This is a genomic window from Kocuria sp. SM24M-10, from assembly GCF_001027955.1.
GTDB lineage: Bacteria > Actinomycetota > Actinomycetes > Actinomycetales > Micrococcaceae > Kocuria > Kocuria oceani.
Genome location: NZ_LDNX01000024.1, coordinates 1 through 25,742 on the forward strand (window position 1 = coordinate 1; position 25,742 = coordinate 25,742).

Genomic DNA, 25,742 nt, shown 5'->3' on the forward strand with positions numbered 1-25,742 from the left:
GAGCGCCCGCGGCGTCGGACAGGCGGCGAACAGCCGGGGCGTGGTCGCGTTCACGCGCACGTCCGTGGTCTGAGCGGAGAGCACCGTGGCCACGAGCAGCTCGTAGGGCGAGCGGAAGTCCAGTTCGGCGACCGCGTAGGGGTAGGCCTCGGCGAGGACCGCGTTGATCCGCCGGGCACGGCGCTTGAGCGACAGCGGTGACTCCGGCGTCCCGGTGCGGCGGCGGCGCGCCGCGCCGGCCCGCGCCTTCGCGGGGTCCACGAGGCGCAGGTGGGCGGGCGGGCGGGGCACGGCGGGTGGGACCATCCCTCGATTCTAGGCCGCTCCGGGGGCCCGGTTCCGTGACTCCTCGCGGCGGGGCGTCTGTGGAACCGGGTGGGGCGATCGTCTAGGGTGACTCTGACACCATGTGAGCCGCGACACGGGCGTCCGGGGGCACCGGGGGTCCGTGCGGGGTGCGCCACGAGAAGGGAAGACCAGATGGCTTCGGACACCACGCCCGCCGAGACCCAGACCTTTGCCCCCAGCCCGGAGTTCACCGCCCAGGCCAACGCCGGCGCCGAGCTCTACGACCAGGCGGAGGCCGAGGGCGTCGATTTCTGGGCCCGTCAGGCCCGCGAGCTGCTGACCTGGAACAAGGACTTCACCGAGGTCCTCGACTGGTCCAACCCGCCGTTCGCCAAGTGGTTCCAGGACGGCACCCTCAACGCCTGCTACAACGCCGTGGACCGGCACGTGGAGGCCGGCAACGGGGACCGCGTGGCCATCCACTTCGAGGGCGAGCCGGGCGACAGCCGCAGCTACACCTACGCGCAGCTCAAGGACGAGGTGTCGAAGGCCGCCAACGCGATGCAGGGCCTGGGTGTGGTCAAGGGCGACCGCGTGGCCCTGTACCTGCCGATGATCGCCGAGGCCGTCATCTCGATGCTGGCCTGCGCGCGGATCGGCGCGATCCACTCCGTGGTCTTCGGCGGCTTCTCCGCGGACGCGCTGCGCTCCCGCGTCGAGGACGGGCAGGCGAAGCTGGTGGTCACCGCGGACGGCTCCTTCCGCCGCGGCAAGCCCTCCATGCTCAAGCCCGCCGTCGACGAGGCCCTCTCCGAGGGCGCGTTCTCCGTGGAGCACGTCCTGGTGGTGCGCCGCAACGAGGCCGAGGTCGAGATGACCGAGGGCCGGGACGTGTGGTGGCACGACGCCGTCGGCTCGGCCTCGACCGAGCACACCCCGGCCGAGCAGGGCGCCGAGGACCCGCTGTTCGTGCTCTACACCTCGGGCACCACCGGCAAGCCCAAGGGCATCATGCACACCACGGGCGGCTACCTCACCCAGGGCGCGTTCACGCACAAGTACGTCTTCGACCTCAAGCCGGAGACCGACGTCTACTGGTGCACCGCCGACGTCGGGTGGGTCACCGGCCACTCCTACGTGGCCTACGCGCCCCTGGTCAACGGCTCCACCCAGGTCATCTACGAGGGCACCCCGGACTCCCCGCACCGCGGCAGGTTCTGGGAGATCGTGCAGAAGTACGGGGTGACCATCATGTACACCTCCCCCACCGCGATCCGCACCATGATGAAGTGGGGCGAGGAGATCCCGGGCGAGTACGACCTCTCGTCGCTGCGCGTGCTCGGCACCGTGGGCGAGGCCATCAACCCGGAGGCGTGGACCTGGTTCCACCGGGTCATCGGCGGCGGGCGCTGCCCGATCGTGGACACCTGGTGGCAGACCGAGACCGGCGCCATCATGATCTCCCAGCTGCCCGGCGTGACCGTGGCCAAGCCGGGCTCGGCGCAGGTGCCCATGCCCGGCATCAAGGTGGACGTCGTGGACGACAACGGGCAGCCGGTGCCCGACGGGACCTCCGGGTTCCTGGTGCTGCGCGAGCCGTGGCCGTCGATGCTGCGCACCATCTGGGGCGACGACGACCGCTACGTGGACACCTACTGGTCCCGGTTCGGGGACATGTACTTCGCCGGTGACGGCGCCAAGCGCGACGAGGACGGGGACGTCTGGATCCTGGGCCGGGTGGACGACGTGATGAACGTCTCCGGGCACCGCCTCTCCACCCCGGAGATCGAGTCCGCGCTCGTCTCCCACCCCTCCGTGGCGGAGGCCGCGGTGGTGGGCGCCACGGACGAGACCACCGGGCAGGCCGTGATCGCCTTCGTGATCCTCTCCGACCAGGCCGACGCCGAGGGCCGGGACAAGGCGGAGCTCGCCGAGGAGATGCGCGCCCACGTGGGCAAGGAGATCTCCCCGATCGCCAAGCCGAAGAAGGTCCTGATCGTGCCGGAGCTGCCGAAGACCCGCTCCGGGAAGATCATGCGCCGCCTACTCAAGGACGTCGCCGAGGACCGGGAGGTCGGCGACGTCTCGACGCTCGCGGACCAGACGGTGATGCAGCAGATCGTGGACTCGCTGGCCAAGTAGTCCCGCCCGGGACTCCCGCACCGGACCGCGGCGCCCCCTCGCCCCTGCCGCGCGAGGGGGCGCCGCCACGTCCGGGGACCGGTGCGCCGGGGGTGAGAGGATGCGGGGCATGACCACCACGCGCAGACCGATCTACGTCCTCAACGGCCCGAACCTCAACCTGCTCGGCGCCCGGCGCCCGGAGGTGTACGGCACCACGACGCTCGCCGACGTGGAGCAGAACGTGCGCGCCCGGGCCGCGGCCGGCGGGTGGGAGGTGGAGTTCCGCCAGACCAACCACGAGGGCGTCCTGGTGGACCAGATCCACGAGGCCCGGACCGCGGGCGCGGCCATCGTCATCAACCCCGCGGCGTACACCCACACCTCGGTCGCGATCCACGACGCGCTCGAGGCGGCGGAGCTGCCCGTGGTCGAGGTGCACCTGTCCAACGTGCACCGGCGCGAGCCGTTCCGGCACACCTCCTACGTGTCCCTGCAGGCGGACGTGGTGATCGCCGGTGCGGGCGCCCTCGGCTACGAGCTGGCCGTCGAGCACCTGCTGCGCACCCTGGAGGGCTGATCCCTCACGCCGCGCACGTGCCCGGCACGAGCGCCTCGGTCCGGCCCGCGGCCTGGTCCAGGGCGCCGCGCAGCTCGGCCAGGGTGAGGGCGTAGCCGACCTGCCCCTCGAGGGCCTTGGCGAAGACCACCCCGACCACCGTCCCGTCCTGGGCCACCAGCGGACCGCCCGAGTTGCCCTGCTGCACCTCACCGGCCAGCTGGATGATCTCCATGGTCGCGGGGGCGGCGCCGTCGCCGGGCGCCGGGGCCAGGGCGGCGCCCTGCACGGTGGCGGGCCCGACGGCGAAGGGCCCGCCCAGGGGGTAGCCCATGAACGCGACGAGGTCCCCCGGCGCGGGGTCCTGCCCGAGTGCCAGGCCCGGCACCTGCAGGCCCGGGGCGGAGAGCACGGCGAGGTCCGCGTCCGGGTCGTAGTGCACGACCGAGGCGGTGTGCACCCGCCCGTCCCGGGTCTGCACGACGGGCTCGGTGACCCCGGCGACGACGTGGGCGTTGGTCACCACCTGACCGGGGGCCGTCGCGAAGCCGGAGCCGGTCTGGTTCTGCCGGCACTCGTCCGCGGTGCCGTACACCTTCAGCACGGACTCACCGGCCTGCTCCTGCGCCGGTGTCGCCGCGCCGGCCGCGGGGGCCTCCGCGGCCGGGAACAACAGGGCGTCCAGCTGCCGGATGCCGGTGGCCCCGCCCACGGCGTCCCGCGCCTCGGTCACCACCTCGCGGACCGGGGCGGGGGTGCGCTCGTCGATGGTGCGCAGCACCGCGGAGGAGGCGACCTGCTGGGACACCGAGGGGATGCCGAGCTGGCCCACGAGCGAGGCGAGCAGCGAGAGCACCAGCGCCGCCACGGTCACGTCCAGGGCCGCCCCGGCGATCCGGTTCAGCAGCCCCAGGCGCATCCGCTCCGTCACCGCGGACAGGGCGCGGCCGAGAAGCCCGCCGAGCATCTGGCCCGCGATCAGCAGCACGAGCACCGTGGCCAGCACGGCGCCCACCCGGTACTGGGCGTCGACCTGCGCGCTGACCCACGGCGCGGCGGTGAACGCCGCCACGGCCCCCAGCACGAGGCCGGCCAGCGAGAACAGGGAGTTGAAGAATCCGCGGCTGAACCCGTAGAAGAGATAGCCCAGCAGCACCACGACCAGCAGGACGTCGAGCAGGTTGAAGGACGGAGACATCGGGTTCCTCTGGGTGTTCGGGGTGTTCTGGGGGCCGGGGCCCGGGAGCGAGCCACCAGCATAGGGACCCCGGCTGTGAGATTCGTAGGGCTCGTCCGTCCCCGGCCCCGGCCCGCCACGCCCGTCCTTGGGAATCGCGCGCCGGAGACACTACAGTGAACGTCAGGTACGTTAGGTCGCTCACACGCAGGTGCGGGCGACCCCCGCTGACATCGGCCGCCGCGGGCCACGGCTCGACGGCGGCGTTACTCTGAGGAGAACCATGGATATCGACGTCCTCCGCCGCGCGCCCCTGTTCGCGTCCCTGGACGACCAGGCGTTCGCCGCCCTGACCGAGGAGCTCACCGAGGTCGACCTCTCGCGCGGCTCCACGCTCTTCCACGAGGGCGATCCGGGCGACCAGCTGTACTTCATCGTCTCGGGCAAGATCAAGCTCGGGCGGACCGCCGCGGACGGACGCGAGAGCCTCGTGGCCATCATGGGCCCGGGCGAGCTGTTCGGCGAGATGGCCCTGTTCGACCCGAGCCCGCGCTCCACGTCCGCCACCGCGGTGTCCGAGACGCGCCTGGCCGGGCTCAAGCACGAGAACCTCAAGAAGGTCATCGAGCGTTCCCCGGACGTGTCCGCGCAGCTGCTCCAGGCCCTGGCCCGCCGGCTGCGGCGCACCAACGAGAGCCTCGCCGACCTCGTTTTCTCGGACGTGCCCGGCCGCGTGGCCAAGGCCCTCCTGGACCTGGCCGACCGCTTCGGCCGCCCCGCCACGGACGGCATCCTCGTGGCGCACGAGCTGACGCAGGAGGAGCTGGCCCAGCTCGTGGGCGCCTCCCGGGAGACCGTCAACAAGGCGCTGGCCGAGTTCGTCCAGCGCGGCTGGATCCGGCTGGAGGCCCGCGCCGTGGTGATCCTGGACCTGCAGCGGCTCAAGCAGCGCAGCCGCTGAGCCCGCCCGGACGGACACGGCCCGGTCACCCTCGCGGGTGACCGGGCCGTGTCCGTTCCCGGCGATCGGGCCGGCGGCTCACGACCAGTCGAGGCGCAGCACCGGGCGGCCGTCCCGGACCTCGAGCACCGGGTTGCGGGTGACGACGGGCCGCTTCCGGGCGAGGAAGGCGATGGCCGAGGAGCACTCGGCGACCGATTCGAGCACGCACTGGACCCCCGGTGAGGACAGGTCCCCGACCGAGCGGCCCACGGTGTCCTCCTGGCCCACCAGGTCCCCGAGCCGGCTGCCCACCGGGTCCGAGACGACCTCGGCGGCCTCCACCCACCGGCCCCAGACGCCCTTGGACTGCAGCGGGACGGGGACCTGTCCGTCGGGGACCACCGCGGTGAAGTAGTGGATGTCGTAGCGGCGGTGGGCGAAGTCCGAGGTGACCCAGTGCGCCAGGGGCCGCAGCAGGTCCGTGCGCAGCACGAGCCGGCGGCGTCCGAGCACCTGGGCCAGGGACACGTCCCCGACCGCCAGCGCCTCGCGCGAGCTCATCCACTCCGCGCCCTCCGCGGACTCCACCGTGCTCATCGGGTCCGCGCCGGCCAGCAGCACGCCGGCCTCCTCGAACGCGTGGCGCGCCGCGGCGACCACGGCGCGCCGGGCGCGGCTGACGTCCCCGTCCATGCCCAGCCGGCGCGCCCACTCCGTGGGCGCGGGGCCGGTCCAGTCCAGGGGCTCGTCGTCGTGGGCCTCCACGGGCCCGCCGGGGAAGCCCACGGTGCCGAGCGGCGAGTTGCCCGGCCGGTAGGTGAGGTACGTCTCCACGCCGTGCTCCCCGTCGCGGACGAACACCACCGCCGAGGCCGGTGTCGGTGTGCTGCCGGGAATGCCGGAGCCGCGCTCCACCCAGGCCTCGGCGGCCCCGCGCTGGCGCTCCGGGACCTCGAAGTACCGCACCTGCGGCGCCCGCCCCCGCCGGGGGGCGCCGCCCGGGGGCTCAGCGGAACTCTGCAACGAGCTCCACCTCGACCGGCGAGTCGAGCGGCAGGACCGCGACGCCCACCGCGGAGCGGGCGTGCACCCCGGCGTCGCCGAAGATCCGGCCCAGGAGCTCGGAGGCGCCGTTGATCACCGCGGGCTGCCCGGTGAAGTCCGGGGCGGAGGCGACGAAGCCCACGACCTTGACGATGCGCACCACCCGGTCCAGGTCCCCCACCGCGTCCTTGACCGCGGCGACGGCGTTGAGCGCGGCCCGGGCCGCGAGCTCGTGCGCCTCCTCCGGCGAGACGGTGCCGGGATCCCCGGACGAGGAGACCTTGCCGGTCGCGGGCAGCTCGCCGCCCACGAAGGGCAGCTGGCCCGAGGTGTGCACCCAGGAGCCGGTGACCACGGCGGGCACGTACGCGGCCACGGGGGCCGCGACCGCCGGCAGCTCGAGGCCGAGCTCGGCCAGACGGGCGTCGACGAGGGATGGGTTGCTCATGGATTCCTCCGCGGATCTCTGGTGCCGTGGCGTCCGGCCGTCAGCCCTTGGGGCGCTTGAAGTAGGCGATGGGGTTGGTCTGCACCGGGGCGGTCATGTTGCCTGCCGGGACGTCGGCCGGCGTGGAGCCCGGCAGCACGGTGACGAGCTCCCACCCGTCGTCGCCCCAGTTGTCGAGGATCTGCTTGGTGGCGTGGATCATGAGCGGCACGGTGGCGTATTCCCAGGTAGTCATGGGCCCAGCGTAGCCAGGAACGGCGGGACGTGCTCCGCGGTGACGGCCCGTCCACCGGTTCCGGCCAGGTTCGCACTTGTAGACTGTCCCAATGGCTTCCCGCAAGAACTCTGCCGCGCAGTCACCGTCGGCCCTGGGCAACGTCGTGGCGTTCATCGCCACCAGCATCGTTGCCGGCATCGTGGCCGCCGGTCTCCTGGTCCCGCCCGCAGCCGCCGCGGGCCTCGCCGCCAACGCCTCGATCGGGTGGTTCAAGGACCTCCCGGCCCAGATGGAGGCCGGGCCGATGTCCCGCGCCTCCACGGTCGTGGCCCGCGACGGGACCGAGATCGCCTCGTTCTACGCGCAGAACCGCACCCCCGTCCCGCTGGAGCAGATCTCCCCGCACATGCGGGACGCGATCCTGGCCATCGAGGACCGGGACTTCTACGAGCACGGCGGCGTGGACCTCGGCGGCATCGCCCGGGCCCTGGGCAACAACATCATCCGCCCGGACGCGCGCCAGGGCGCCTCGACGATCACGCAGCAGTACGTGAACAACCTGATCATCGACTCCCAGGTCCGCGCCGGCGAGGAGGCCACGACCATCGGCGCCGACAAGGGCTACGCGGACAAGATCAAGGAGATCAAGCTCGCCCTGTCCATGGAGCAGGAGCTGTCCAAGGACCAGATCCTCGAGGGCTACCTCAACATGGTCCTCTTCGGCGGACAGAACTACGGCGTGGAGGCCGCCGCCCAGTACTACTGGGGCATCCCGGCCGCGGAGCTGAGCATCTCCCAGTCGGCGGTGCTGGCCGGCATGGTGCAGTCCCCCAACTACTACGATCCCGCCGCCAACCCCGAGGCGGCCACGGAGCGGCGCAACATCGTGCTCGACACGATGCTGGGCACCGGGGCGATCACCGAGGCGGAGCACGCGGCCGCCGCGGCCGAGCCCATCCAGCTGGACCTGAACCCCACGAACTCCGGGTGCACGGCCGCGGAGATCGCCCCCTACTTCTGCGACTACGTCCAGAACCTCATCCTGCAGGACCCGGCGTTCGGCGAGACCCCCGAGGAGCGGCTCAAGACCCTGCAGCTGGGCGGGCTCACAATCACCACCACCCTCGACGTCGAGGCCCAGCGCAGCGCCGAGGAGGCGGTCAACGAGACGCAGCCGCGCGACGACAACCCGGACAACGTCTCCACCGCGCTCGTGTCCCTCGAGCCCACCAACGGCGACATCGTGGCCATGGCGCAGAACACGTACTACTCCGGCGAGGAGGGCGACTCCAACACCACGTACAACTTCAACGTGGACCGCGCGATGGGCGGGGCCGGCGGCTTCCAGGTGGGCTCGACCTACAAGCCCCTGACCTACGCCACGTGGCTCGACGCCGGCAACGGGGCCGAGGACCTCCTGGACGCCACGCAGACCCGGTGGCCGGCGGACCACCGGTGGAAGGCCTCCTGCCTGGAGCGCGGCTACAAGATCGAGCCCGGCAACAACGGCGAGGGCTTCGAGATCCAGAACGCCGAACCCGGCTATACCCGGGAGATGGAGGCCGACTTCGGCCTGTACAACTCCATCAACACCGCCATCTACGCGATGGCCGAGGACCTGGACCTGTGCCACATCGGGGAGATCTCCGACGCCCTGGGCATCCACGACGGCAAGGCGGGCGAGCCCGTGGACACCACGGTCCTGTCCGCCCTGCTGGGCGGCTCCGTGGACATCTCCCCGATGACCATGGCCCGGGCCTACTCCGCCTTCGCCAACCGCGGCGAGATGTGCGAGCCGCGCGCCCTGGAGAAGGTCGTGGACTACACCGGCCGGGAGTACGACATCCCCGAGACCTCCTGCGAGCAGGTCATCGACGAGGACGTGGCCGACGGCGTCAACTACGCCCTGAACCAGACCCTGATCCGCGGCTCGGGCTGGCAGCGGGAGATCGACCTGCCGGGGGCCTCCGCCGCCAAGACGGGCACCACCGACAACTCGACACAGACCTGGATGGTCGGCTACACCAAGGGCCTGGCCACCGCCTCGTGGGTCGGCAACTACGAGTTCGGCTCCCGCTCCCTCAACGGGCTGTCCATCGGCGGCGAGCGCACCGAGGGCGACGACTGGGTGGACGGCTCCACCTACGCCGGCGGCCAGTGGCAGCGCTTCATGCGCGAGGTGGCCCGCGACTACGACACCGGCAAGTTCGAGGAGCCCTCCGAGCGGGTCCTCGAGGGCCGCAACGGCACCTCGCGGCCGGGCTGACCCCGGTCCGCCGGATGAGCACCGCGAACACCGCCCACGCCGCCCCGGCCCTGCGCGCGGCCGCCGCCGCCGCGGGGGCCGGCGCCGCCGCGGCGGCGGGCCTCGGGGCGTGGGGCGTCGTCGTCGAGCGCCGCCGCTTCCAGCTGCGCACCGAACGGCTGCGGCTGCTGCCCGCGGGCAGCCCGCCGCTGCGCCTCCTGCACCTGTCCGACCTGCACGTGTGGCCCGGACAGCGGTCGGTGCGGGACTTCGTGCACTCCCTGGCGGAGCTGGAGCCCGACCTGGTGGTGGACACCGGGGACAACCTCTCCCACCCCGAGGCGCTGCCCTGGCTGCTGGAGATCCTGGAGCCGCTCCTGCGCTTCCCCGGCGCCTACGTCCCCGGGTCCAACTGCTACTTCGCGCCGCGGCTGAAGAACCCGCTGCGCTACCTGTGGCGGGACACCTCCGGCGAGACCCGGGACGAGGCCCCCCGGCTGCCCACCCAGGCGATGCACGACGCCTTCGACGCCGCCGGGTGGACCCCGCTGATCAACCGCTCCGCCCGGATGGAGGTCGCCGGCCTGCGCCTGGACCTGTCCGGGGTGGACGACCCCCACCTGGGCTACGACCGGCACCCCGGCTTCGGGGCGCCCGGGACGGCGGACCTGCGCCTCGGGGTGGCCCACGCCCCCTATCTGCGGACCCTGGACCGCTTCGCCGCCGACGGCGCGGACCTGGTGCTCGCCGGCCACACGCACGGCGGACAGGTCTGCCTGCCGGGCAGGCGCGCCCTGGTGAGCAACTGCGATCTCGAACCGGAGCGGTGCAAGGGCCTGATCACCCAGGGCGGCGTGCCGGTCAACATCTCGGCGGGCCTGGGCACCTCCCGCTTCGCGCCCGTCCGGCTGTTCTGCCCGCCGGAGGCCGTGCTGCTGACGCTCACCGACTGACTCCCGCGGACTGACCCGGAGCGGCTGCCCTCCACCGGTTGGCGCCCGCCGGTCGACCCGCGCCCGCCGCCCTTCGCCTGCCGGGCGTTGCCGGCCGGGACTCCCCGTCCGGCCCGCCACGGCGGGCGCGCGCTCAGCGCGGCGCGAGGGCGTCCAGGACGGCGGGCAGCCGCGTGATCCCGTCCCGGCCGCGGAAGTGCCCGGCCCCGGGCACCACCTGCAGCTCGGCGTCCAGCCGCGCCGCGAGGGCGTCGGTCGCGGCCGGCGGCACCGTGGGGTCGTCGTCGGAGCGGAGCACCAGCCGGCGCCGCACGTTGGCGCGCACCGCGGCGACGTCAACGTCCTCGGCGAGGAACGCGTCGAGGGACGGCTCGCTCTCGAGCGGGCCGGTGAAGCCGGCCACGAGCACGAGTCCGCCCAGCGCCCAGGGCTGCGACAGGCCGGCGAGGTGGCGCAGGATCGTGATGCAGCCCAGGCTGTGGCCGACCAGGTGGGTGTGCTCGTCGGGCTCCCCCACCGCCCGCGCCACGGCGGCCTGCCACGCCGCGGGTTCCGGCGCGGAGGGCTCGGGCAGCTCCAGGACCTCGGCGCGCACGCCGTCGGCGACCAGCGCCGCCCGCAGCCACGGGAACCAGTGCTGGTCGGGGGCGGCGTCGTATCCGTGCACCACCACGACGGTGCGCACCGCCGGGCCCGGAGCGGTCATCCGGAGATCTCGGGCACGGCCACGATGATCCGGTGGTTGGAGCGCTCGCAGAGGTACATCTCCTCGGTGCCGTCGGGCACCGGTCCGCCCTCGGGCCACTGGTCCTCGGGGATCTGGCGCAGCGGTCCTCCGCAGGACGGGCAGATGGGGTCCATGGTCGTCTCCTCCAGGGTCGGGTCGCGGGCCCGGGTGCCCGTGGGGCGAGCTTCCCGCAAATCGGCGCCGGTCACAACCGCCCGCGCGCAACGGCCCGGCGCGGATGCCCGCCACCACCCCTGTGGTCCTACCATGGGCTGTGGCACGTGCCACACCGGCTGCCCCGACCCCCGGAGGACCCCCATGACCGTCGCCGACCACCGCCCCGTCGCCACCGGGGCACTTCTGGAGGACCTGCGGACCTGGTGCGGCCGGGACGCGGTCGTGGACTCGGAGCTCGAGCACCGCGCACTGGCCCACGACGCCTCGCACTACCTGCTGCAGCCGGCCGCGGTGGTCCGCCCCCGCTCGGCCGCGGACATGGGCAACCTCTTCCGGACGGTGTCCCGGCACGGGCTGGGTCTGACCTTCCGCTCCGGCGGCACGTCCCTGTCCGGGCAGGCGGTGACCGACCAGGTGCTCGTGGACGTGCGCCGGAACTTCCGGGACGTCGAGGTGCTCGACGGCGGCCGGCGCGTGCGGGTGCAGCCGGGGGCCACGGTGCGCCAGGTCAACGCCCGGCTGGCGCCCTACGGGCACAAGCTGGGCCCGGACCCGGCCAGCGAGGCGGCGTGCACGATCGGCGGCGTGGTGGCGAACAACTCCTCCGGCATGGCCTGCGGGACCCGGGCCAACACGTACCGCACGCTCGAGTCCATGGTGGTCGTGCTGCCCTCCGGGACCACCGTGGACACCGCCGTACCGGACGCGGACGCCCGCCTGCGGGCGCTGGAGCCCGCGCTGCACGCGGGGCTGCTGCGGCTGCGCGAGCGGGTCCGGGCCGACCCGGCGTCGGTGCGCACGATCGAGCAGCAGTTCTCGATGAAGAACACCATGGGCTACGGCCTCAACTCGTTCCTGGACCACGACGAGCCGGTCCGGATCCTGGAGCACCTGCTGATCGGCAGCGAGGGCACGCTGGGGTTCGTGGCGCGGGCGGTCTTCCGCACGGTGCCGATCCTGCCGTTCGCCTCGACCGGGCTGCTGGTGTTCCCGGACCTGGCCTCGGCCACCCGCACGGTCCCCGCCCTCGTGGGAACGCACTCGGCCACCGTGGAGCTGCTGGACGCCACGTCCCTGAAGGTCTCCCAGCGCACGGGCCTGGCCCCGGCGCAGATCATGGACGTGGATGTCGACGAGCACGCGGCGCTGCTCGTGGAGTACCAGGGCGCCACCCCGGAGGAGGAGCGGGAGCTCTCCGCGGCGGCCGCCGGGCTGTTCCGCTCCCTGGACCTGGCCGCGCCGGCCGCCCTGACCGACGACCCCACGGCCCGGGCCGCCCTGTGGACGGTGCGCAAGGGCCTCTACACCACGGTGGCGGGCAACCGGCCGAGCGGGTCCAACGCGCTGCTGGAGGACGTCGTGGTCCCCGTGCCCGAGCTGGGCGAGACGTGCGAGCAGCTCACCGCGCTCTTCGACGCCCACGGCTACCGGGACTCGGTGATCTTCGGCCACGCCAAGGACGGCAACGTCCACTTCATGCTCAACGAGCAGTTCGACCGCCCGGACCTGCTGGCCCGCTACGAGCGCTTCACCCAGGACATGGTCGCCCTCGTCCTGGACCACCGGGGGTCCCTCAAGGCCGAGCACGGGACCGGGCGCAACATGGCCCCGTTCGTGCGCCGCCAGTACGGCGACGAGCTCTACGACGTGATGGTCGAGCTCAAGCGGCTGGTGGACCCGGCCGGGCTGCTCAACCCCGGGGTGCTGCTCAACGAGGACCCCGCGGTGTACGTGCGCGACCTCAAGACCGCGCCCACGGTGGAGCAGGAGGTGGACCGGTGCGTGGAGTGCGGCTACTGCGAGCCGGTGTGCCCGTCCAAGGACATCACCCTCACCCCGCGCCAGCGGATCGTGGGCCGGCGGGAGATCGCCGCCGCCGAGGAGCGCGGGGACGCGGCGCTCGCCGCGCGGCTGCGCGCCGAGTACGACTACGAGGGCCTGCAGACGTGCGCGGTGGACGGGATGTGCGTGACCGCCTGCCCGGTGCTGATCAACACGGGTGACCTCGTGCGCCGGCTGCGGGCGGAGAACCACAGCCGGGTGGCGGACGCCGGATGGGGCGCCGCCGCGAGGGCCTGGGGCGCGACGACGACGGGGGCGGGGCTCGGCCTGACCGCCGCGAAGGTCCTGCCCGGCGCGCTGCCGGCCGCCGCGACCGCCGCGGCCCGGGCGGTGCTCGGCGCCGAGCACGTCCCGCAGTACAAGGACGAGCTGCCCGCGGGCGGCCCCGCCCGGCCGCGCCGGCAGGACGCGGGCGCGGAGGCGGTGTTCTTCCCCGCGTGCATCAACACCATGTTCGGGCCCCCGGACGGCGAGGGCCCGACGGCGTCCGAGGCCTTCCTGGCGCTGTGCGACCGCGCGGGAGTGCGCGTCACCGTCCCGGAAGGCATCGGCAGCCTGTGCTGCGGCACGCCGTGGAAGTCGAAGGGCCTGCCCAGCGGCTGGGCCACGATGTCGCAGCGCACCCTCGCCGCGCTGTGGGAGGCCTCCGGGCAGGGCGCGCTGCCGGTGGTCTGCGACGCCGCGTCCTGCACCGAGGGCCTGGAGACCATGGCGGAGCTCGCGGCGGCCTCGAGCGAGTACCACGCCCTGCGGTTCGTGGACGCGGTGGAGTTCGTCGCCGACCGGGTGCTGGGAAGGCTGCGGGTGACCCGGCCCGTGGGCTCCATGGCGCTGCACCCCACCTGCTCCAGCGTGCACCTGGGCGTCACCGGGGCCTTCGAGACGATCGCGCGGGCGATCAGCGAGGACGTGGTCGTGCCGAAGGCCTGGGGCTGCTGCGCCTACGCCGGGGACCGCGGCATGCTGCACCCGGAGTTCACCGCCTCGGCCACGGCGGCCGAGGCGCGGGAGGTCAACCAGCGCCGCTTCGACGCCTACGCCTCCCTGAACCGCACGTGCGAGCAGGGCATGACGGAGGCCACCGGGCACGCCTACCGGCACGTCCTGGAGCACCTGGAGGCGGCCACCCGCTTAGGTGCCCGCCCACGTTAAGTTGTGCACAACCGAGTTGCGTGCAACCATGAGGACATGGATGCAGACCTCCGGCTCGACGCGCAGCTGTGCTTCGCGCTCTACGCGGCCTCCCGGGCCACGACGGCGGCCTACCGCGAGCCGCTGGCGGAGCTCGGCCTGACCTATCCCCAGTACCTGGCGCTGCTGGCGCTGTGGGAGCAGGACGGGCAGACCGTCACCGCACTGGGCTCCCGCCTGCGCCTGGACAGCGGCACGCTCTCCCCGCTGCTGAAGCGGATGGAGACCGGCGGGCTGCTGGAGCGCCGCCGGGGCCGTGCGGACGAGCGCCGCGTCACCGTGCACCTCACCGCGGCCGGCGACCGGCTGCGCGAGCGCGCGCCGGCAGTGCAGCGCCGTGTCCTGGAGACCTCCGGGCTCACCCCGGAGGAGATGGCCACCCTGCACCGGCTGGCCCGGCGGATCGGCGCGGCCGACCCTGGAGCCGCCGCGTCAGGGGCCGCCGAGCCAGGAGCCGCAGGCCCCCGGGCCACCGCCCCGGACTCCCCTGTGCCCGGGATCGTCCCGGCCCCGTCCACTCCGCTCGCCACCCAGCACACCAGCGAGCGGACCGCCCGGCACCCTACCCAGCACCCCGATCAGCACCCCGATCAGCACCCCACCGAGGAGTAATCCCATGCAGACCGTCTACACCGCCGAAGCCCTCGCCACCGGCGCCGGCCGCAACGGCCGCACCCGCACCAGCGACGGCCGGATCGACCTGGGCCTGGCCGTCCCGCAGGAGATGGGCGGCTCCGGCGACGGCACGAACCCCGAGCAGCTCTTCGCCGCCGGCTACGCCGCGTGCTTCCACTCCGCGCTCCAGCTCGTCGCCCGGCAGCAGAAGGTCGACCTGGGCGACTCCAGCGTCGGGGCCCGGGTGGGCATCGGCGCCGACGGCCAGGGCGGCTTCGCCCTGCAGGTCGCCCTCGAGGTCGTCCTGCCGGACCTCGACGAGGAGACGGCCCGGGCGCTGGCCGAGGAGGCCCACCAGGTCTGCCCGTACTCCAACGCCACGCGCGGCAACATCGACGTCGTCGTCGACGTCGCCCAGGACTGACCCGCACCGGCCCTGACGCGGCCCCGCACCCCACCGACCGATCGACGATGGAGCACCGAATGACGCAGCCCACCCGCACCCGCCGGATCACCCTGGCCTCCCGCCCGCAGGGCGCCCCCGTGCCGGAGAACTTCCGGCTCGAGGAGACCGAGCTGCCCGCGCCCGGCCCCGGCCAGGTCCTGGTCGCCAACCGCTGGATGTCCGTGGACCCGTACATGCGCGGACGGATGAACGACGTGAAGTCCTACGTCCCGCCGTTCCAGGTGGACCAGCCCCTCGACGGCGGGGCCGTGGGCGAGGTCATCGCCTCGGACGCCCCGGAGCTGCCGGCGGGGGCCACCGTGCTGCACGGCGCCGGCTGGCGCGAGCACGCCCTGCTGGACGCCGGGGCCGTCACCGTGGTGGACCCGGAGCTGGCCCCGGAGTCCGCCTACCTGGGCGTGCTCGGGATGCCCGGTCTCACCGCGTACGCGGGCCTCATGGGCGCCGCGCGGTTCCAGCCCGGGGACACGGTGTTCGTCTCCGGCGCCGCCGGGGCCGTGGGCTCGCTGGTCGGGCAGATCGCCCGGCTCAGCGGCGCCGCCCGCGTGATCGGCAGCGCCGGCTCCCCGGAGAAGGTGCAGCGGCTGCTGGAGCTCGGCTTCGACGCCGCGTTCGACTACCACGACGGCCCCGTGCTCGACCGGCTGCGCGAGGCGGCGCCCGAGGGCATCGACGTCTACTTCGACAACGTGGGCGGCGAGCACCTCGAGGCGGCGATCTCCGTGCTGAACACCCGGGGCCGGGTGTGCCTGTGCGGGGCGATCTCGCAGTACAACGCCACCGAGCCGCCGGCGGCGCCGCGCAACCTGGCGCTGGCGATCGGCAAGATGCTGAGCCTGCAGGGCTTCCTGGTCGGCGGCTGGCAGGACATGGCCCCGGAGTTCCGCGAGCGGATGGCCGGCTGGCTGGCCTCCGGGGAGATCGCCTGGGACCAGACCGTGCGGGAGGGCCTCGAGAACGCCCCGCAGGCGTTCATCGACCTGCTCGCCGGGGCGAACACCGGCAAGATGGTGGTCAGGCTCTGAGACCCACGGCGTCGCCGCACAGCCGTGCGGCGAGCTCGCGCACCCCGGACACCCTGAGGTCCGGGGTGCGCGCGTATCCCGGCCACGGCGCGCCGTGCCGGTCCGTCCACGCGGTGCGCATCCCGGCCCGGGCCGCGCCGTGCAGGTCCCAGGGGCTCGCCGCGATCATCAGGGCCCGCTCCAGCGGCAGGCCCCAGACGCCGCTCGCCCAGGCGTAGGCCTCCGGAGCGGGCTTCCAGCACGGGGCGTCGTCGGCGGAGAGGACGTGCTCGAAGTGCTGGCGCACTCCTCCGCGCTCGAGCAGGCCCTCCGCGGTGGCCTCGGAGCCGTTGGTGAAGGCCACGATCCGGAAGCCCGCCTCGGCCAGGGTCGCGATGCCGGGGGCGACGTCCGGGTGCACGGGCAGGCGCTGCATCCCCTCCCGGACGTGGCGCACGGCCTCCTCCACCTCCCGGTCCGGGGCGTGGACGGCGAACAGGAAGCGGGCGACGGCCTCGCCCAGGACCGCGAAGGGCTGCGACTCGCCGTGCACGGCCAGCGCGAAGCCCTCCCGCAGCACTCCGCTCAGCCAGGTCTGCGCGAGCGGGCCGGGCAGTCCGAGCTCCTCGAAGACACCGTGCAGCGGGCCGGTGTCGGAGAGCGTCTCGTTGATGTCGAACACGAGGACCGGTCTCTGGTCGGCGGTCATGCCTGCCCCCCTCGCCCTGCGGCACTCCCCCGGTGGCGCTCCCCTGCGGAGCCCGTGCTGCCCGTGGTGGCCGTGGTGCCCACAGGATACGGGCGTCCCCGTGGTCCCGCCGTGGAGCGCGCGTCATGAACCGGTTGACAGAGTGGTGGTCATCACAACAAACTAGGGCAACATTTGTTGCCCTCCAGGCATCAACCCCGAGAGCCCCCGGGGACCCCGCCGCCAGGCCGGGGTCCCCGGTTCCACCACGACACGCCAGCAGGAGCTCCCGCCACGAGATCCGCCGGGATGTCCCAGCACGATGATGCGGAGCGCGGACCATGCCAGCTGCCCTGACCGAGGACGACGTCGTCCGAGCCGCCGGCGCGCTCGTCGCGGCGTTCGCCGCCACCGACACGGAGGCGTACTTCGCGGCCTTCGCCGAGGACGCCACGTTCGTCTTCCACACCGAGCCCCACCGGCTGGAGGACCGCGCCGCCTACGAGGCGCTGTGGCGCTCGTGGCTGGACGCCGGATGGCAGGTGCTCGAGTGCCGCAGCACCGCCGCCCGGGTCCAGGTGCTGGGCTCCGTGGGGGTCTTCACCCACGACGTCCGCACCACGGTCCGCACCCCGGACGGCCCGGAGACCACGCACGAGCGGGAGACCGTCGTCTTCGCCCGCCGGGACTCCGGGGCGCTCCTCGCCGTCCACGAGCACCTCTCCCCCGCCGCCCTGCCCACCACCAGCGCCCAGGAGGGCCGATGAGCTCCCACCCCGCACCCACCGACCGCGCCCCCGGCACCCGGTCCTCCGCCTCCCCCTGGGCCCGTCTGTCGAACCACCTCGACGAGAACACCGACGGCTACGGGCCCCTGCGCGGCACGCTGCCCACCGGGCGGATCACCATGATCTGGCTCGCGGCGAACCTCGTGGTCACCACCCTGCTCACCGGCACCCTCTTCGTGCCCGGTGTCCCCTGGGCCACGGCCCTGGGCCTGATCCTGCTGGGCACCCTGCTGGGCGGGGCCGTGCTGGTGCTGGTGGGCAACATGGGCACCCGCACCGGCCTGCCCACCATGGCGCTGACCAAGGGCGCGTTCGGGCTGCGCGGCTCGTTCCTGCCGGTCGCGGCCAACGTGGTGGTGCTGATGGGCTGGAGCTGGGTGCAGGCGATGCTCGCCGGTGTCACGGTCAACCACGTGGTGGCCCAGGCCACCGGCTTCTCCAGCCCCGTGCTGTTCTCCGTGCTGGCCCAGCTCGTGGTGGTGGGCCTGGCCATCTTCGGCCACTCCGGCATCGCCCGGGTCGAGCCGTGGCTGGCCCTGGTGATCCTGGCGATCATGGCGTGGATCTTCGTCGTCGCGTTCACGACCCACCCGGTCGGGGACTTCCTGGCACTGTCCGCGGACCCGGCCGCCGGCTGGACCGCCGTGTCGGTGCTGGACGTCGTGATCGCCACCGCGATCTCCTGGACCGTGCTCTCCGCCGAGTTCAACCGCCTGGCCCGGACCCAGACCGCCGGCGTGGTCGGCTCGGCGGTCGGCTACACGCTGTCCACCACCCTCGCCATGACCCTGGGCGCCACCGCGATCGCCTGGGTGGTCCTCGAGGGCGGCGAGGCCGTCCCGTTCGACCCCACCGTGATCGTCGAGGCGTTCGGCGCCCCGCTGGCCGTGGTCGTGTTCCTGTCCGTGATGGCCACCAACACGATGGTCGTCTACGGCATGGTCTCCTCGGTGGTGAACATGGTCCCGTCCTCGCGGATCCGATTCCTGCCCACCGCGCTGGTGCTCGGTGCGATCTCCGTGGTGGGCGCCACCTGGCTGGGCCTGCTGGACCAGTTCACCGCGTTCCTCACCGTCATCGGGGCGCTCTTCGTGCCCGTCTTCGCGGTGATGCTGGCGGACTACTACGTGGTCCACAAGGGCTCCTACGACGCCGACATCCTGCGCGGTCGCGGCGGGAAGTACTGGTACCGCGGCGGGGTGAACCCGGCCGCCGTGCTGACCTGGGCCCTGGGCGCGGTCTTCTCGCTGCTGCTCACCTACGTGCTGGCCAGCCCCGTGGGGGCGACCATCCCCACGTTCGTGATCTCCTTCGTGCTCTACCTCGCGTGGGCCGCGGCGGCCCGCCGGATCCGCACGGACCGGCCCGTCTCGCAGCACCTGGCCCACAGCGCCCCCGGGGGCGACACCGAGCCGGAGGCCACCGGTGCGCGTCGTTGACCTGAGCCACCCGGTGCGCACCGGGATGCAGGTCTTCCCGGGAGATCCGCACGTGCGCACGCGCACCGCGGCGACCGTGGCCCAGGACGGCTTCCGCGTCGCGGAGCTGCACCTCGGCACCCACTCCGGCACGCACGTGGACGCCCCTTCGCACACGGTGGAGGGCGGCGCCGACGTCGACGCCCTGGAGCTGTCCTCGCTCGTGGGCCCGGCCCGCGTCGTCGACGTCCCGGGCTGCGCCGCCGGCCGGGTGGTCCGCTGGGCGGACGTGGCCGGACAGCTCGAGCGGCTCGCGCCTGGGACGATCGTGCTCTTCCGCACCGGCTGGTCGGCGCACTTCGGCACCGAGCACTACCTCGAGCACCCGGTTCTGGATCCGGAGATCGCCCGCCGCCTGGTCGCGGCCGGGGTGCGCACCCTCGGAGTGGACACCCTCAACCCGGACCCCACGCCCACCGCGGACGCGACCGACCCGGTGGCGCTGCCCGTGCACGAGGTGGTGCTCGGGGCGGGCGGGGCGATCGTGGAGAACCTCACCGGGCTGGCGGCCGTGGACCGCCCCGGGGCCGTGTTCGCGGCCCTGCCGCTGCGCCTGGCCGGGCTGGACGGCTCCCCGGTGCGGGCGGTGGCGATGTGGCCGGACGCGGCCGAGGACGGGGATCCGGCGGGCCGCTGAAGCGACCCGTTGAACCGTGCCGTGGAACCGCTCCGTGGAACTGACCCACTGGGCCGGGCCGCTGCGCGGGAGCCCCGAGGGCGGCCGCGCTCAGCCGGCGGCGAGGCGGCCCAGCGGGCTGGTCTCGAAGTCCTCGAGCAGGGTCTGCGGATCCGCGTAGACGGCCACGGCCCCCGCCTCCCGCAGCTCGCTCTCGCTGATCCCGCCGCTGGTCACGCACACGGCGTCCAGTCCGAGCTGCCGCGCCGACTCCACGTCCCAGCGGGCGTCGCCCACCACGATCGCGTGCTCCGGGCGCAGGTCCCCGGCCTCCAGCGCCGCGGCGAAGATGTCCGGTGCGGGCTTGCTCCGCTCGGCGTCGCTGGCGGTGGTCACGGCGGTGAGGACGTCGTCGGAGCCCAGGGCCTCGCGCATGGCGGCGACCTCGGTGACGTTCGACGACGACGCCAGCACCACCACGAGCCCGGCGTCGGTGCAGCGGCGCAGCAGCTCCGTGGCCCCGCGGGTGGGCTTGAGGCCCGACCAGTGCACGGAGAAGAGGGCGCCGTGGGCCGCGCCGATGGCGTCGTCCTGGTCGGTGTCCCGGTCGGCGGGGAGCAGCTCGTCGATCAGCTGCTCCGAGCCCATCCCGATGAGCCGGTGGATGCGGTGCATGGGCACGTCGTGCCCGGCCTGGTTGAAGGCGTGCCACCAGGCGACGGTGTGCAGGTAGCTGGAGTCGATGAGGGTGCCGTCGACGTCGAACAGGACGCCGCGCCGCGCCGGCGCGGCGGAGTCGGCGGAGGAGTCGGCGGAGGGCTCGGGGGTCCGGGGAGGAGTCATGGCCTCACCCTTCCACCCGGTGGCCGGGCGATCAACGCCCGGCGGGACGGCGGCGGCGCACCAGGAGGACGGTGAGCGCCCCTCGACCGAGCAGCCCGGAGGCCGTGCCGGACGCTCCAGCGGACCGTGCAACCGCGCTGACGGCCCACCGGGCGGTCAACACCCCGGCCCTGTCCGGTCACAGCGCCGGAGGGTCCTCGGCGGCGCTGTGCGGGCCGTGGCCCTGGTCCACGGTGGCCGGACCGAGCGTGAGGTCGCGGGCTCCCTGCTGACCGGTCTCGCCCGTGCCCGTGCCGTCGACGTCCTGGGTCGAGGCGGCGAAGCGCGAGACCACGGCGGCGGCCGCGTCGGTCATCTCCTTCAGGCCGCGGACGTCCACATTGGCGAGGTCGTCACACGCGGCGTGGTAGCAGAAGTCGTAGGCGACCCCGGCCCGGCCGCCGAACAGCGCGGCCTGTTCGACCGTCTTGATCCCCTCGGCGCCCGTGAAGAGGCCGCCGGAGGGGATGCCCTCGGCGACGAACGGCCCGTAGTCGCTGCGGCCGCTGAACTCCGTCTCGCCGGAGGCCAGGCCCGCGGAGCCGAAGTGCTCGTGGAAGGCCGCCTCGATCGCGGCGGAGCCCTCCGGGGCCGTCACGGGACCTGCGGGACCCGGCACGGGCGGGAACGCGGAGTGGTCGCCGTCGTAGACGAAGCGTCCGTAGTTCGGGGAGCCGATCATGTCGAAGTTCAGGTACAGCGCGATGTCCTCGAGCGCCCCCGGATCGTTCGCCCTGAGGTCCGCGACGTAGTGCTGGGACCCGCGAAGACCGAACTCCTCCGCGCCCCACCAGGCGAAGCGCACGGTGTTGGCGGTCTCCGTGCCCGCGAGGGCCTCGGCGATCGCCAGGATCCCCGCGGAGCCCGAGCCGTTGTCGTTGATCCCCGCCCCCTCGGGGACGCTGTCCAGGTGGGCGCCGACCATCACGGTGTTCCCGGGATCGCCCGTGCCCGTCTCGGCGAGGACGTTGAAGCTCTGCCTCGTCTCGGAGACGGTCTGCGCCGACACGATCACCTCGCCCCCGCCCAGCAGCGCGGTCCCGGCCGCGTAGCTGAGGCCGACGACGGGCACGGTGGCGGCCCCGGGCTCGCCGAGGGTGCCGGCGACCACGCCCTCCTCGCCGGGCAGGCCGGTGTTGAAGATCAGCACGGCCGAGGCGCCGGCGGCCTGCGCGTTGGCCGCCTTCACCCCGAAGGGGCACGTGCCGCGCTGGAGCAGCGCCACGTTCCCTGCCGTGAAACCGGCGAATTCCTCCGCCTCGCACCCGCTGCTGCCCGCCCCCGGGGCGCCGGTGGTGTCCACGGCCTGGACGGGAGCGGTCACCGTGCCGGAACCGGAGTAGACCATGACGGCTGTCTCCGTCGCGGGCAGCAGCACCGGCGCGCCGTCGGGGCCCCGACGTGCGACCGTCGTGGGGACGACCTCCTGGAAGAACGGGAAGGTGAAGGCCTGGACCCGCGGGGAGTAGCCGGCGGCCCGCAGCCCGCCGACCACGTAGTCCACGCTCCCCCGGTAGCCGGGCGTGCCCGAGGCGCGGGTCCCGCCGTTGGCGTGCGCGACGGCCTGGAGGACCTCGAGGTGCTCCAGGACCTGGTCCGTGGAGACCTCGATGCCCGCCCGGTTCTCCGGCGGCGCGGCGACGGCGCTCGGCGCGGTGAGCGACACGGCGCCGGCCAGCGCGGCGGCCACGGCCCGGTGACGGTGTGTGCGGTGCGGCATGGGTCCTCCCGGGGCCAGTGGCCGATCGGGGGCTCGACCGTGTCCTGCGTCGGCTCCACCGAACGGAGGAGACCTGCGCACAGCATCTCAGCCCCAGGTCAGAGGCACAATGACCTGCCTGATTGTGGCGGGGGCAGCCCCGGCCTCACCGGGTCCGCTTCTCCTCCGCGGCGTTGCTCGGGCCGTGGCCCTGGTCCACGGTGACGGGCAGCGCGGGCGCGACGGCCGTCCGCAGCTGGCGGCCCACCTCCTCGACGTCCCCGGTGGAGGTCGCGAAGCGCAGGATCACGGCGGCGGCCGCGTCGGTCATCTCCTCGAGGCCCTGGACGTCGATGTTGCTCAGGTCGTCGCACTGTGCGTGGTAGCAGAAGTCGTAGCCGACGCCGGCGCGGCCGCCGAACAGCGCGGCCTGCTCCGCCGTCTTGATGCCCTCGGCGCCGGTGAACAGGCCGCCGGCGGGCACGCCCTCCGCGATGAAGGGCCCGTAGTCGCTGCGGCCGCTGAACTCGGTCTCGCCCGAGGCCAGGCCCACGGAGCCGAAGTGCGCGTGGAAGGCCGCCTCGATCGCGGCGGAGCCTTCGGGCGCCTCGGCGGAGACCTCCGGGCCGAACGCGGAGCCGTCGCCGTCGTAGACGAAGCGCCCGTAGTTCGGGGAGCCGATCATGTCGAAGTTCAGGTACAGCGCGACGGCCGCCAGCGCGGCGGGGTCGTTGGCCTTGAGATCGGCCACGTAGTGCCGGGAGCCGAGCAGGCCGAACTCCTCCGCGCCCCACCAGGCGAAGCGCAGCCGGTTCTCGGTCACCGTCCCGGCGAGCGCCTCGGCCACGGCCAGGATCGCCGCGGAGCCGGAGCCGTTGTCGTTGATCCCCGCGCCCTCGGGCACGCTGTCCAGGTGGGCGCCGACCATGACCGTGCGCCCGGGGTCGCCCGTGCCGGTCTCGACCAGGACGTTGGAGGTCTCCCGCTGCTCCGAGACGGCCTCGACGGTGACGGTGACCTCGTCCACCCCGAGCAGGGCCCGGCCGGCCGCGTGGCTGAGGCCGACCACGGGGACGGTCACCGCGCCCGGCGCGCCGAGGGTGCCGGCGACCACGCCCTCCTCCCCGGGCAGGCCCGTGTTGAAGATCAGCACGGCCGAGGCCCCGGCGGCCTGCGCCGCGGCGGCCTTGTCCGCGAAGGAGCAGCCGCCCCGCTGCAGCAGGGCCACGCTGCCCTCGTGGAAGCCGGCGAAGTCCTCGGCGGCGCACCCGCTGGTGCCGGCGCCCGGCTCGCCGGTGGTGTCCACCGCCTGCACCGGTGCCGTCACGGCGCCGGAGCCGGAGTAGGTCATGACGGCGACGTCCTCCGCGGCGAGCTGGGTGCCCCCCGCGCCGACCGTGGCGGGCCGGACCTCCCGGAAGAACGGGAACGAGAAGTCCTGCACCTGCGGGGCGTAGCCGGCGGCCCGCAGCCGGCCCAGCACGTAGTCCATGCTGCCCCGGTAGCCGGGGGTGCCCGAGGCGCGGTTGCCCTCGTTGGCGTGGGCGACGGCCTGGAACACCTCGAGGTGGCGCATGACCTGTCCCGGCGGGACGGAGAGCGGGCTCATCGGAATCGCCCCGGCGCGGGCGGCCGCACGGCGGCGGTCTCGGTCCGGTGCTGGGTGCGCTCGTGCATGGTGCCTCCCGGGGCAGAGGCCGATCGGGGGCTCGACCGTGGCGGCGGCTCCACCGTGCGGCTGGAGCGTGGTGCGGATGGAGCGATGTGCACAGAGTCCCAGGTCGAGGTGCCCGGGACAAGGTTCCCGGCCATGTTGAGAAACGGGACGGCGTGGAGAAGCGGGACGGTGCGCAGGAACGGGACGGCCCCGCCGGGACGCGCGGCGTGTCCCGGCGGGGCCGGTCGTCGGGTCCGGTGCCGGTCAGGCGGCCGCCTTGTCGTGGCCGTGGCCGTGGCCGTGCTCGGAGTGCGGGCCGTGGCCGCGGTCGTTGCCCTTCGGGTGGCCGACGGCGCCCTTGCCCTTCTGCTTGTAGGGCTCGCCCTCGCCGTTGACGTCGTGGGTGGACATCGCGTAGCGCAGGACCACGGCCGCCGCGGCGTCGGACATCTCCTCCATGCCCTGGAGGTTGACGTTGGTGATGTCGTCGCACACGGAGTGGTAGCAGGAGTCGTAGGCCACGCCGGCCTGCCCGCCGAACAGCTCGGCCTGCTCCTCGGTCTTCACGCCTTCCGCGCCCGTGAAGAGACCGCCGGACGGGACGCCGGCCTCGATGAAGGGGCCGTAGTCGCTGCGGCCGCTGAACTCGGTGTCGCCGGATGCCAGTCCCACCGAGGCGAAGTACTCGTGGAACGCCGCCTCGATCGCGCCGGAGCCCTCGGGGACGTTGGTGTCACCGGGGTCGAACGTGGAGGCGTTGCCGTCGTAGACGAAGCGCCCGTAGTTCGGGGAGCCGATCATGTCGAAGTTGAGGTACAGCGCGATGTCCTCGAACGCCTCGGGGTCGTTCTCCCGCAGATCGGTCACGTAGTGCTCGGCGCCCAGCAGGCCGAGCTCCTCGGCGCCCCACCAGGCGAAGCGCACGTTGTTCTCGGTCTTGGTCTTGGCGATCGCCTCGGCGATGGCGAGGATGCCCGCCGAGCCGGTGCCGTTGTCGCTGATGCCCGCGCCCTCGAGCACGCTGTCCAGGTGAGCGCCCACCATGACCGTGTTCTCGGGGTCGCCGGAGCCGGTCTCGGCGAGGACGTTGTAGGTGGTGCGGGTCGCCGAGACGGTGTCCGTGCTGACCGTGACCTCCTGGGCGTCCAGCAGGTCCACGCCGGCCTGGTAGCTGAGTCCGACGGTCGGCAGGGTGGTGGCCTCCGGGGAGCCCAGGGTGCCGGCCACGGTGTCCTCGGCGTTCGGCAGGCCTGTGTTGAAGATCAGCACGGCGGAGGCGCCCGCCGCCTCCGCGTTGGCGGCCTTGACCGCGAAGGCGCAGCTGCCGCGCTGCAGGAGGGCCACGCTGCCGGGCTGGAAGTCGGCGAAGTCCTCGGCCTCGCACCCGCTGGTGCTGCCCACGCGCTCCCCGGTGGTGTCCACGGCCTGCAGCGGGGCGGTGACGGTGCCCGTGCCGGAGTAGGTCATCACCGCGACGTCCTCCGCGGCGAGCTGCGTGCCGTCCGCGCTGACCGTGGCGGGGCTGACCTCCTGGAAGTACGGGAAGGTGAACTCCTGGACCTCCGGGGTGTAGCCGGCGGCCTGCAGCCGCTCGACCACGTAGTCGACGCTGGCCCGGTAGCCGGAGGTGCCCGAGGCGCGGTTGCCGTCGTTGGCCTCCGCGATGGACTGGAAGGCGGTCAGGTGCTCCGTGAGCTTCTGCTGGGAGACCGCCTGGGTGATCTTGTGGGTGGTGTTGTTGTTGCTGTTGTCGCGGGAGGGGGCCGCGACGGCGCTGGTGGCCGTGAGCGTCAGGGCGCCGGCCAGAGCGGCCGACGTGATCCAGGAGCTGGGCGTGCGAACGGGCATGGAACCTCCAGGTGAGCGGCGGCCGGGAGGTGACCCGGCCGTGACGCGGTTCACAGTTATCGGGGGATG

Annotated in this window: 24 protein-coding genes; 12 read left to right on the forward strand and 12 right to left on the reverse strand. The window is 73.6% G+C overall.

From position 1 onward, the window contains the following. Positions 1–306, reverse strand: a 306-nt coding sequence (gene nth, locus ABL57_RS02710) for an endonuclease III (protein ID WP_047801910.1), incomplete at its 3' end; no start/stop codon positions are given. A gap of 174 nt (positions 307–480) precedes the next feature. Here nth and acs point away from each other — a divergent pair. Together acs and aroQ are read left to right on the forward strand one after the other, a co-directional pair. Further along, the gene (acs, locus tag ABL57_RS02715; RefSeq protein ID WP_152683256.1) at positions 481–2,430 is read left to right on the forward strand and encodes an acetate--CoA ligase; all 1,950 of its coding nucleotides are present in this window, start codon (positions 481–483) and stop codon (positions 2,428–2,430) included. Positions 2,431–2,539: 109 nt separating this feature from the next. Continuing rightward, the gene (gene aroQ / locus ABL57_RS02720; protein WP_047801912.1) at positions 2,540–2,989 is read left to right on the forward strand and encodes a type II 3-dehydroquinate dehydratase; all 450 of its coding nucleotides are present in this window, start codon (positions 2,540–2,542) and stop codon (positions 2,987–2,989) included. A 4-nt stretch (positions 2,990–2,993) separates the two neighbouring features. On the opposite strand, the gene ABL57_RS02725 is transcribed toward aroQ, so the two are convergent. After that, the gene (locus ABL57_RS02725; protein WP_047801913.1) at positions 2,994–4,166 is read right to left on the reverse strand and encodes a MarP family serine protease; all 1,173 of its coding nucleotides are present in this window, start codon (positions 4,164–4,166) and stop codon (positions 2,994–2,996) included. A 262-nt stretch (positions 4,167–4,428) separates the two neighbouring features. On the opposite strand from ABL57_RS02725, the gene ABL57_RS02730 reads away from it, so the two are divergent. Next, on the forward strand, positions 4,429–5,106 hold the full coding sequence (locus ABL57_RS02730; RefSeq protein WP_047801914.1) for a Crp/Fnr family transcriptional regulator: 678 nt from the start codon (positions 4,429–4,431) through the stop codon (positions 5,104–5,106). Between the two features lie 78 nt (positions 5,107–5,184). Here the strand turns inward: ABL57_RS02730 and ABL57_RS02735 are convergent, their stop codons facing one another. Genes ABL57_RS02735 through ABL57_RS02745 form a run of 3 tightly spaced genes read right to left on the reverse strand, consistent with a single transcriptional unit; the run spans position 5,185 to position 6,815 of the window. After that, positions 5,185–6,111, reverse strand: a complete 927-nt coding sequence (locus ABL57_RS02735) for an NUDIX hydrolase (protein WP_047801915.1) — start codon at positions 6,109–6,111, stop codon at positions 5,185–5,187. After that, the gene (locus ABL57_RS02740; protein WP_047801916.1) at positions 6,095–6,580 is read right to left on the reverse strand and encodes a RidA family protein; all 486 of its coding nucleotides are present in this window, start codon (positions 6,578–6,580) and stop codon (positions 6,095–6,097) included. Before ABL57_RS02740 ends, ABL57_RS02735 begins: the two co-directional genes overlap by 17 nt. Before the next feature lie 40 nt (positions 6,581–6,620). Continuing rightward, positions 6,621–6,815: a hypothetical protein gene (locus ABL57_RS02745; protein WP_047801917.1), complete on the reverse strand. Its 195-nt coding sequence runs from the start codon at positions 6,813–6,815 to the stop codon at positions 6,621–6,623. 91 nt (positions 6,816–6,906) lie between these two features. On the opposite strand from ABL57_RS02745, the gene ABL57_RS02750 reads away from it, so the two are divergent. Then, entirely contained in the window at positions 6,907–9,063 is a 2,157-nt protein-coding gene (locus ABL57_RS02750; RefSeq protein ID WP_047801918.1) for a transglycosylase domain-containing protein, read from the forward strand. Between the two features lie 14 nt (positions 9,064–9,077). After that, positions 9,078–9,995, forward strand: a complete 918-nt coding sequence (locus ABL57_RS02755; RefSeq protein ID WP_047801919.1) for a metallophosphoesterase — start codon at positions 9,078–9,080, stop codon at positions 9,993–9,995. Positions 9,996–10,128: 133 nt separating this feature from the next. On the opposite strand, the gene ABL57_RS02760 is transcribed toward ABL57_RS02755, so the two are convergent. Both ABL57_RS02760 and ABL57_RS22605 read right to left on the reverse strand, forming a co-directional pair. Beyond that, complete coding sequence (locus ABL57_RS02760; protein WP_047801920.1) at positions 10,129–10,701, reverse strand: alpha/beta hydrolase; 573 nt, start codon at positions 10,699–10,701, stop codon at positions 10,129–10,131. Continuing rightward, positions 10,698–10,856 (reverse strand): hypothetical protein, encoded by a 159-nt coding sequence (locus ABL57_RS22605; RefSeq protein WP_187347284.1) that lies wholly within the window; start codon positions 10,854–10,856, stop codon positions 10,698–10,700. Before ABL57_RS22605 ends, ABL57_RS02760 begins: the two co-directional genes overlap by 4 nt. Positions 10,857–11,040: 184 nt before the next feature. On the opposite strand from ABL57_RS22605, the gene ABL57_RS02765 reads away from it, so the two are divergent. The 4 genes from ABL57_RS02765 to ABL57_RS02780 are packed head-to-tail and all read left to right on the forward strand — an operon-like array spanning position 11,041 to position 16,038. Then, positions 11,041–13,893, forward strand: coding sequence for an FAD-binding and (Fe-S)-binding domain-containing protein (locus tag ABL57_RS02765; RefSeq protein ID WP_053004700.1), 2,853 nt, complete (start codon positions 11,041–11,043; stop codon positions 13,891–13,893). Positions 13,894–13,929: 36 nt separating this feature from the next. Continuing rightward, positions 13,930–14,544, forward strand: coding sequence for a MarR family winged helix-turn-helix transcriptional regulator (locus ABL57_RS02770; RefSeq protein ID WP_082157181.1), 615 nt, complete (start codon positions 13,930–13,932; stop codon positions 14,542–14,544). A gap of 4 nt (positions 14,545–14,548) precedes the next feature. Further along, on the forward strand, positions 14,549–14,971 hold the full coding sequence (locus ABL57_RS02775; RefSeq protein ID WP_047801921.1) for an organic hydroperoxide resistance protein: 423 nt from the start codon (positions 14,549–14,551) through the stop codon (positions 14,969–14,971). A gap of 59 nt (positions 14,972–15,030) precedes the next feature. Further along, complete coding sequence (locus tag ABL57_RS02780; protein WP_047801922.1) at positions 15,031–16,038, forward strand: NADP-dependent oxidoreductase; 1,008 nt, start codon at positions 15,031–15,033, stop codon at positions 16,036–16,038. Here ABL57_RS02780 and ABL57_RS02785 read toward each other — a convergent pair. After that, positions 16,028–16,726 (reverse strand): haloacid dehalogenase type II, encoded by a 699-nt coding sequence (locus ABL57_RS02785; RefSeq protein ID WP_047801923.1) that lies wholly within the window; start codon positions 16,724–16,726, stop codon positions 16,028–16,030. The genes ABL57_RS02780 and ABL57_RS02785 overlap by 11 nt on opposite strands. 320 nt (positions 16,727–17,046) lie before the next feature. On the opposite strand from ABL57_RS02785, the gene ABL57_RS02790 reads away from it, so the two are divergent. From ABL57_RS02790 to ABL57_RS02800, 3 genes are read left to right on the forward strand one after another with little or no spacing between them, the layout of a single operon-like run. Then, the gene (locus ABL57_RS02790; RefSeq protein WP_047801924.1) at positions 17,047–17,472 is read left to right on the forward strand and encodes a nuclear transport factor 2 family protein; all 426 of its coding nucleotides are present in this window, start codon (positions 17,047–17,049) and stop codon (positions 17,470–17,472) included. Further along, positions 17,469–18,932 carry a cytosine permease gene (locus ABL57_RS02795; protein ID WP_047801925.1) on the forward strand — a complete coding sequence of 488 codons (1,464 nt, stop codon included), beginning with the start codon at positions 17,469–17,471 and terminating at the stop codon, positions 18,930–18,932. The genes ABL57_RS02790 and ABL57_RS02795 overlap by 4 nt, the downstream gene beginning before the upstream one ends. Beyond that, on the forward strand, positions 18,919–19,608 hold the full coding sequence (locus ABL57_RS02800) for a cyclase family protein (protein WP_047801926.1): 690 nt from the start codon (positions 18,919–18,921) through the stop codon (positions 19,606–19,608). Before ABL57_RS02795 ends, ABL57_RS02800 begins: the two co-directional genes overlap by 14 nt. A gap of 90 nt (positions 19,609–19,698) precedes the next feature. Here ABL57_RS02800 and ABL57_RS02805 read toward each other — a convergent pair whose 3' ends face one another. The 4 genes from ABL57_RS02805 to ABL57_RS02820 all read right to left on the reverse strand — a co-directional run bounded on the left by ABL57_RS02805 (position 19,699) and on the right by ABL57_RS02820 (position 25,673). After that, positions 19,699–20,430, reverse strand: a complete 732-nt coding sequence (locus tag ABL57_RS02805; protein ID WP_082157182.1) for an HAD family hydrolase — start codon at positions 20,428–20,430, stop codon at positions 19,699–19,701. Positions 20,431–20,608: 178 nt separating this feature from the next. Beyond that, positions 20,609–22,189 carry a M28 family peptidase gene (locus tag ABL57_RS02810; protein ID WP_047801927.1) on the reverse strand — a complete coding sequence of 527 codons (1,581 nt, stop codon included), beginning with the start codon at positions 22,187–22,189 and terminating at the stop codon, positions 20,609–20,611. A gap of 145 nt (positions 22,190–22,334) precedes the next feature. Then, positions 22,335–23,777 (reverse strand): M28 family peptidase, encoded by a 1,443-nt coding sequence (locus ABL57_RS02815; protein WP_047801928.1) that lies wholly within the window; start codon positions 23,775–23,777, stop codon positions 22,335–22,337. A 312-nt stretch (positions 23,778–24,089) separates the two neighbouring features. Continuing rightward, positions 24,090–25,673 (reverse strand): M28 family peptidase, encoded by a 1,584-nt coding sequence (locus ABL57_RS02820; RefSeq protein WP_047801929.1) that lies wholly within the window; start codon positions 25,671–25,673, stop codon positions 24,090–24,092. Between the last annotated feature and the right edge of the window lie 69 nt (positions 25,674–25,742).